This is a genomic window from Acinetobacter endophylla (assembly GCF_053543775.1).
The window spans coordinates 1-1149 of sequence record NZ_JBLVOM010000043.1 but is presented as its reverse complement, the minus strand read 5'-3'; the positions used below and the strand labels follow the sequence as shown (position 1 = coordinate 1149).

1 protein-coding gene and 1 pseudogene are annotated in these 1149 nt (G+C 40.8%); both read right to left on the bottom strand.

Annotated elements, in window-relative coordinates:
- Nucleotides 1-1000 (bottom strand): BapA/Bap/LapF family prefix-like domain-containing protein (locus ACNPNW_RS04215; protein WP_448766568.1); only part of this gene is annotated, 1000 nt, incomplete at its 3' end.
- A gap of 42 nt (nt 1001-1042) precedes the next feature.
- Nucleotides 1043-1149 (bottom strand): annotated as a pseudogene (locus ACNPNW_RS04210) (OmpA family protein); the annotation flags it as partial.

The window sequence follows — 1149 nt, the reverse complement described above, 5'->3', positions numbered from 1 at the left end:
TGCCATGAGGCGTGTTGATAATAATCGGTGTAGTTGAGGCATTTTCCAGATCTGTTAGCAAAATATTGGTATCACCAACCGTAACAGACTTTACGCCATCACCAGCCCCAATCGTAATACTACCCGTTTCTTTATTTGAACCCGATGTATCAGTTAAACCCTGTTCATATACAGTAACATGCCCCTGTTCAATTAATGTATCAGTAGTATTGTTCGGATTTTCACTGCCGCCATTTTCATCTTTTATGCTAATCGAAGGATTTGCATCAGGTGTAATTGTGATTACCAATTCCGCTGAAGCGGTTCCACCCTGGCCATCACTAATTGTATAAGTAACTGTTGGAACGGTGCCATTCCAGTTAGTCGCAGGGACAAAGTGATAAGTTCCATCGGCATTGAGCGTTAGCTCGCCAATTTTATCAATTGTAACGGTTTGGCCTGCATTATAGCTTTTACCCTCCACAACAAATTGAGTAACTGTGATTGCGTTTCCATCAGGATCACGATCATTAGTTAAAACATTGCCATTAACTGGGGTATCTTCAACACCTGTAATTTCATCCTTAACGGCGATTGGCCATGCGTTTTTATCCCCTCCACCGCCACTTCCTGCGGCTGCAATGATGCCACCAATAACAGCACCACCACCAATAATCCATGGCAGTAAAGACCCACCTGCCGCACTAGCAGGTAATAAGACCTCAAGCCCAGGTATTCCCTTAAAACCAGAAACACCATCAAACCAGTATAAGATACAACCATCTTCTTCAAAAACCAGATCAGAATCAACTTTGTCATATACGACAAAGAAGTTTTCGATAAGGACAGTTTCACCATTATTTAACTTTAAAATCAGGTTATTGCCATCACGTAAAAACTCTGCTACATCATTACGATGCATTTTGGTATGGACAATTGATGCTTCTGTTAAAGTGATATGTTGCGTGTTGATAGATACTTTATTTAAAGAATCTTTTTCTACTACAATAAAATTTGTCATGTTCTGTGTGGCCTATATTCGTTGAAACTTTTAAATGCTGAATTACTTGGTAATGCCCGTAATTTGTACCGTCACGCGACGATCGGGCTGTAAACATGCTTTTAGTGCTTCACGAGATTTAACCGTAGGACAGCCGTCCGTGACTGGTT